The sequence below is a fragment of the Heliophilum fasciatum genome (assembly GCF_004341395.1).
Classification (GTDB): domain Bacteria; phylum Bacillota; class Desulfitobacteriia; order Heliobacteriales; family Heliobacteriaceae; genus Heliophilum; species Heliophilum fasciatum.
The window spans coordinates 21,041-27,040 of record NZ_SLXT01000031.1 but is presented as its reverse complement, the minus strand read 5'-3'; the positions used below and the strand labels follow the sequence as shown (position 1 = coordinate 27,040).

The following is a 6,000-nucleotide window of genomic DNA, read 5'->3' as shown; positions in this document are numbered from 1 at the left end:
TAAGGATGATTCATTTTTTTTTAAGAATTCGTCTATCTGATATTTAAGGTCAGGATTATTCATATCATAGAAACTTGATCGTAGAAATCGTGAAGCATACGTATGATATTTTAAAATTGTACTCTCTTTGTATTCCTGTTCCTCCATAAATGTCCTGAATTGATCTAGATTCAACTTAACAGGTAATGGTACGAATACATATGGCATGGTAGCAACATCCCTTTTTACTTTAAGTATTGGCTGTTACTACCACGTTATAATCCCAAGTAAGCACATAATTTAAGTGAGCACATAATTACGGCCAATGACAAAGGGGCGGATCGCATTTTCAGCACGATTATTCGACAATTCAATGCGCCCATCTTCCAAAAATGTGTTCAATGAGACTTTTTGATTCACAGAATAGGTGATGGCTTCGGCCAACTTGGAGCCCTTTAGCGCATGAACGGATTCCACCCATGACCAATAGGCCTCAAGAACGGGCTTGGATCGTTTCTGACGCTGATATTGCCGTTCTTCCGGCGTGAGTGATGCGATCTCTTTCTCAATGGAAAAGAGTTGATTGCAGTAGGTAAATCCTACAGCAGCAGCGGAGCCGATGGTTTCGTTCTTCGGCATCGCTTCTTGATACTTGCGCCGCAAGTGGGACTTATCTTACTTCTCGAATAAGTCCCATTATCCAAGAAATATGATTATCCGAGAAGAATCACTAAAAACCGCATAAGGATAAGAGGTTTTGTTCTTTTTCTCGGATAATCTACGTCTGCTTTTTGATTAAACATTTAAGAAATCTGGTATTTCATTTTTCTTTCGATTCTTTCATTGCCTCAGAATCATGGGAGAACCATTTTTCATTCCATTCTTTCAAGTGCTCGTCCACTGTGTTCTGTGATAATTCCGCATAAATCTGCGTTGTTTGAATTGATGCATGCCCAAGGAAATTTTTTATGACTATAATTGGAACACCCGAATCCAACATAATGTTTTATAATTCCATTCCAAAGGAGGTAATCGTTATTCGAGAAGATGTCAGATAGAGCCCGTGTTTATGCTGCTTTCAGAAATTCTTCCCGGATAATCATATTTCTTGGATAATGAGCCCAGCAGCCACAACGAGTGACATTCGCCACTTTGTCATAGCCGCTGTACCCGTCGGTTTGCAAGTATCCCTGAAATCCACGCAAAAACCGTCGCGCATGCTCACCGGAACGTGTGGGCTGATATTCAAACAGCACCACCGGCGGTGTACCGGTATTGCCGGAGCAATATACCCACATCCGGGACTCCGATGACGGCTTCTTTCCTTCTTCTTTTAGGACCTGAATGACCGATTCATCGGCATGAACCACCGGCTGCGCAAGCAGATGGGACTTCATTCGTTCCCCGATGGGCATAAGCCAATCGGTGGCAGACCGAATGATCCAGTTGGCCAGCGTCGCCCGGGAAAGAACAATCCCGTGATTCGCCCAGTCTTTTTCCTGCCGGTACAGCGGCAGGCCGTTGACATATTTCTGATACATCACATGAGCCACTGTGGATGCGGAAGCCAGGCTCCGTTTGATGACCGGTGCCGGTGTCGGGGCTTTTACAATGGTGGCTTCACCGGTTTCTTTCTCACAGCTTTCGCAGACATAGCTATGCCGGACATAACGAAGCAAGCGTACCTGCGCGGGGATGATCTCGAGTTCTTCCCGGACCATTTCTTTGCCCAGATCCCGCATAGTTCCGCCGCATTCATTACAAGCCAGCGTTGCTTTATCCAACTCACAGAAAATCTCTACGACAGGAAGTTCCGCAGCCAGTTCTTCTTTCGTGCGCTTGGGCTTACGTGTGTACCCAGAAATCGCGACCTTGTCCGGCTCCGGTGCTTTGCTTTTGGCTTCGGCCTCCGCTTCGTTGAACAGGGCAATCTGGAGCCCATTTTCTCCAGAGACCACATACTTGCTTTTTTCACTGGATTGGCCGTACATGGTCTTTTGAAATTTGGCTACAATGTCCGTCAGTCGATCGATACGCACCGACTGTTCTTGGACTTGTGCTTCGAGTTTGGAGATATATGCAGTTACATCGGGCGAAAGGCCCGTCTTATCCATCGTTTTCATGGCCTAAGTATATCATGGAAAAGCATGACTATCGATCGATTTTGTTAACAGAAATCCCGGGCGGTGACTTCGCGAAAACCTTGCGGTGGGTCGATGGTCAGACCGTCCATCAGCCGGCGAAGTTGCTTCACGGTGATGTTCCGTACATCGGATGGTTCTTTGGGCCATTGAAAGCGAGCACCGGCCCCGTCAAGTCGCTTGTAATATAACGAAAATCCGGTACGATCCCAGCTTAACGCTTTGAGTCGATTCCGGTTTCCGTTGCAAAACAGAAAGAGATAGTTTCCAAAGGGGTCCATCTTGAATTCCTGCTTGACAATGATGGCTAATCCATCGACGGATCGCCGTAAATCCGTCGACCCACAGGCTAAATAAATCCCATCATAGCTTCGGATATCCTTTAGCATACGGTATCCATGGCTTTGAGTACTTCCGTGAGCACGTTCGAATCGAATCCGGATTTGATACCGATGGACCATTTTCCGCATTGAATCTTGATTTCATCGCAGGGTTGCTCTTTCACCAGGGTTACATCGGCCCATTGCTGGGGGTCATGATTTGCTTTTCTGTTAACTTCCCTGGCCCAGTTCATATATCGCCCATACGGAATCCCTTTTTCTTCACACCATGCTTTCGCTGTCGTACCACTGGCTCGACATTCGGCAACGAGCGCTTCTTTTTCTTGCGGGGTCACGACAATACCTCCATTCCTGGCTTCAATGGAGATATTCTCACATAGTCAGCGCCGGCTTACCATGCACCCGTATATTAAGCGCTTACAAACATCATGACTGACAGCCCGAATTACCTTATCCGTCGCAAGCAGTTCACCTATGAGATGCGCCAGGCCATCGAATTACTCAGCCAGCCCCAGAGCGGTGGCTATACGCTCGGCCAGATTGCTGATATCTGTGGCGTAAATGACAAAACGCTCCGTCGCTGGCGTGCCGAGGAGAACTTTCAACGGGAAGTTCAGCGGCGCGTGCTACAAAGCGTCAATGAAAAACTGGCCGATGTGATGAATACGACCGTGCAGAAAGCCGTCGATGGCTCAGGGAAACATACGGAACTCGTGCTCAAAAGCCTTGGCATCCTGAAGGAACAGCACAACATCGTGGCCACACAGCACTTCGATGAAGAACGCAGCGATGAAGCTATCGAACGGGAGATTGATGAATTGAAGCGCCAGTTAGCCGAGTTAGACAATAACAACTAAGGAGGAATACATGATGTTTCAACAATTATTTAACGAGTTCAACGATGAAGCCTATCGCCTACAGGCTAAGGTCGACGCGATGATTCAGGAAAAGAAAGAGATGATCGAGCGGAAAGAAACGTGGCAACAGGAGTACAGCGAGTTGCTGCTAAACGACGCACCGCATGCCGAAGTGACCAAGAAGAAGCGTGCGTTAGAGCGGGTAAGCCGTGATATTGCGGACTTTGATGAACGGATTGAAGCGGTCAAGACGCGGCGGCTCATGATGTTACGGGAGCGATTGCCGGAACTGAGCCACGTTCGCTCATTGGAGATTGAACGGATTGTGGAAGAATACAAGGCGTTAATCCTGGAAGCGCGGAAGATGAAAGCGGAGATGTTGATGTTTTATCGGAAAATCAACAGTAAAAAGCGGGAAGCCGGTATTACCTATGATCAGATGAAAGCCGCGGCAGAAGCAGTCGGTGCCGATGAGTTCAAGCCTGACCGCACCACATTCCCGATGTACTGGATTACCAACGCCTACACCGGAGTGGACAAGACCATCGCACCGCTGGAGCAGGAGATTGACAACGCCTTCGGAACCGGCGCTGTGCCATGGTGGGTGTGGTATTATTCGCAGACCGGTGAGATGCTGTGGAATGAACTACAGGCTCACGATCGTTGCAAAGAATTAGAGAAAAAACAAGCGGAAGAAAAGGAGGCGGCTAAACATGAGTAAAGTTTGGAAGTATCGCGCCAACGCCAATGGAGATCTGATGAAGATTCTCGTTGAGGATGGAGAAGAAGTCGCGATGAAAGCATTAACCCCAATTGAGTTGATGGCGCTGGGTTATGAGCGATCAAATCAGAAGCGGGAAGCGAAGGAGAAGGAAGCTGCTAAAGCGAAGCCACCGATCATTCCGTTAAAAGCAGGGGAGAAGGAACCCGACGGCTTAACGCTGATTCGCCTTGGTTATCAAATGGCGGAGGAAGCGCGACGGATGGATAAGTAGCGTGGCCAATGAAATAATCGATAACTTCATAACTGGGAAGCGGGAGGGCTAACGCCTTTTCGCTTTTTTCGTCGTTGTGGGACTGTGCTAACGCTGCCGACAAATCATCAAATTGATGAATCGTGACTACGCTGGAAATCGCCAACCACCGCTGTACGATGCCAAGGGGCGTAGAGCTTGCCGTCAATTTGACGGGTAGCTTATCGTTGACCATCGCCAAGCACTGCTATGCCGTGGCTGGCCACTCTATAGTATTCGCGAGAGCTACTGGAAAGTCAGCCGCACTGAATACCCGGCTTTGAACGAAGGGCAGTGGAAACTGCGGTGCCGTCGTGAGATGTCGTCGGAACATGTTGGCGTGATGGCGACGTGTAGTAAGGACCGGAAGAGGAAGAAGCGGTATTGGTACAGCGAGTCGGCGTAGTAACTGAGGAGCGTAGGTTACGATGTTCTTTGATAACTGCAAAGTCGGGTTCTTCGTTGTAATTTTTATTGGTTGTCATAACACCATAATTACACGAAGTTAATGATTATTATTCTGTTGTTGAAACTCAGCCGTTGAGGAGATAACGCGGTGATCGCTATTCTGTTACGGAAGGGTAGGGGCAAACCGTCCTTCCTGTGTTGACGCTATGAAGTTGATGGGGCAGTGGGTTTCAAATCCGCTGTCCCTTGGCGTCGGCCAGTGGTGGCCGCAGGGTGAGTATCGCTCTGGTGGGGTAGGAAGTCAACGGGGGAAGTGTGGCCTGAAGCTGCTTATGATTTTCTCTCCGTACAACATCATATTCCATTGAAGGATTTGGATAAAGTTTGTTGAAAATAGTTAGTAAGTTAGGGAGGGATATCAAGTGAACGAAATTGACTTTGCTCTCTCAAAAGAATTTAGAGAATTTATCACACATAATGAAAAACCATGGGAGCTTACATGGGTTCCTTGCCCCAGATGTGGTTCGAAAAGAGTTATTTTCAATGCCAAAACCGAAGGAGTAATGTTTGTACTGAAATCTTTTTTATGGGTGATCCTTATACTCGTCACAGGAGTAATACCTGGCCTAATCTATTATGCTTGGTATTTTAGGGTAAACCCCTTTTTAACAAGGGACTTCCTTTGTCGGGATTGTAGATTGCAATGGATAAAAGAAGATATGATGCCGAGTTAAGAGAGATATCCTACAAAGCATCGCCGTGGTATGTATAATAACGCAAGCACTATGGTCCGAAAAATACTGTACCTAAAACCCAATAAAGATGGGGGAAGAAAAATAGAACTGCGTTAGAAATCATCCCCCACTTTGCATATTTATCCTTGCTTCTTCGATATCCTAATTAACCTGCGATAATCCCGATTGGACTTATGAACAACGGGAAGAACACTGCAAAACGGAAGAACGAGACTGGACTCAACGGTATCGGCTGAATAAAGAAATTTAGAATGAGTAGTACAAGTAGCCGCTTATGGCTAACGAAATATAACTGAAAACAGAGACTGATTTTTCAGGAGTAACTTTAAGGGTTTGATTCGCTATCAACTTAAGTCAACTCCATTCGAGCTTCTATTTCAATACATATTATAACAAATTCCTCTTTATTGTTTCCAGGAGTATGTTAGTACAGAAGGAATAGCAAACATCGTCCAACAATACTTTCAACGCCAATATCTGATCGGAGGCAAAATGTTTTTAGACCA

The 6,000-nt window shown here is 46.6% G+C and carries 7 protein-coding genes and 1 pseudogene; 4 read left to right on the top strand and 4 right to left on the bottom strand.

Annotation, left to right across the window (positions count from 1 at the left end):
* Positions 1-279: 279 nt before the first annotated feature.
* The 4 genes and pseudogenes from EDD73_RS12795 to tnpA form a co-directional block, all read right to left on the bottom strand.
* Positions 280-642 carry an IS66 family transposase gene (locus EDD73_RS12795; RefSeq protein WP_131920541.1) on the bottom strand — a complete coding sequence of 121 codons (363 nt, stop codon included), beginning with the start codon at positions 640-642 and terminating at the stop codon, positions 280-282.
* 443 nt (positions 643-1,085) lie between these two features.
* Positions 1,086-2,102, bottom strand: a pseudogene (gene tnpC / locus EDD73_RS12785) (IS66 family transposase); the annotation flags it as partial.
* Between the two features lie 44 nt (positions 2,103-2,146).
* Positions 2,147-2,509, bottom strand: coding sequence for an IS66 family insertion sequence element accessory protein TnpB (tnpB, locus tag EDD73_RS12780; protein ID WP_165876511.1), 363 nt, complete (start codon positions 2,507-2,509; stop codon positions 2,147-2,149).
* Complete coding sequence (gene tnpA, locus EDD73_RS12775; RefSeq protein ID WP_131920534.1) at positions 2,503-2,796, bottom strand: IS66 family insertion sequence element accessory protein TnpA; 294 nt, start codon at positions 2,794-2,796, stop codon at positions 2,503-2,505. The genes tnpB and tnpA overlap by 7 nt, the downstream gene beginning before the upstream one ends.
* A gap of 93 nt (positions 2,797-2,889) precedes the next feature.
* Between tnpA and EDD73_RS12770 the strand changes: the two genes are divergently transcribed.
* The 4 genes from EDD73_RS12770 to EDD73_RS12755 all read left to right on the top strand — a co-directional run bounded on the left by EDD73_RS12770 (position 2,890) and on the right by EDD73_RS12755 (position 5,473).
* Entirely contained in the window at positions 2,890-3,318 is a 429-nt protein-coding gene (locus tag EDD73_RS12770) for a phBC6A51 family helix-turn-helix protein (protein WP_131920531.1), read from the top strand.
* Positions 3,319-3,331: 13 nt separating this feature from the next.
* Positions 3,332-4,039 (top strand): hypothetical protein, encoded by a 708-nt coding sequence (locus EDD73_RS12765; protein WP_131920529.1) that lies wholly within the window; start codon positions 3,332-3,334, stop codon positions 4,037-4,039.
* A complete protein-coding gene (locus tag EDD73_RS12760) occupies positions 4,032-4,313 on the top strand; it encodes a hypothetical protein (RefSeq protein ID WP_131920527.1) in 282 nt (93 codons plus the stop codon). The genes EDD73_RS12765 and EDD73_RS12760 overlap by 8 nt, the downstream gene beginning before the upstream one ends.
* Before the next feature lie 848 nt (positions 4,314-5,161).
* The gene (locus EDD73_RS12755; protein WP_131920525.1) at positions 5,162-5,473 is read left to right on the top strand and encodes a hypothetical protein; all 312 of its coding nucleotides are present in this window, start codon (positions 5,162-5,164) and stop codon (positions 5,471-5,473) included.
* Positions 5,474-6,000 lie beyond the last annotated feature (527 nt).